This is a genomic window from Rhizobium sp. rho-13.1, assembly GCF_007000305.1.
Classification (GTDB): Bacteria; Pseudomonadota; Alphaproteobacteria; order Rhizobiales; family Rhizobiaceae; genus Rhizobium; species Rhizobium rhododendri.
Map to the genome: position 1 here is coordinate 1 of NZ_SCFL01000135.1, position 205 is coordinate 205.

1 protein-coding gene is annotated in these 205 nt (G+C 56.1%); it reads right to left on the reverse strand.

Features of this window, described 5'->3' with window-relative positions; genetic code table 11:
* Positions 1–140 (reverse strand): TetR family transcriptional regulator (locus EQW76_RS28950; protein ID WP_142832652.1); only part of this gene is annotated, 140 nt, incomplete at its 3' end.
* Positions 141–205: the final 65 nt, after the last annotated feature.

A 205-nucleotide genomic window follows, 5' to 3' on the forward strand; every position in this document is an offset into this window, starting at 1 on the left:
TACATTGTCATCTTGGCCACGTCGGCGTCCGCGATGATGCGGTCTATTCCCGTGGCGTGAAACCCCCCGCTTTTGAACAGGGCATAGGCGGTTTCGATGATGTGCTGGCGTTTGTCACTGGTAGCGGCTTGTGACGGCATGAGCTATATTCCGGGTGGTGAGACAGGTCTGTATCACCACTTTGCGCTTTGTTGCCCGCATCGTC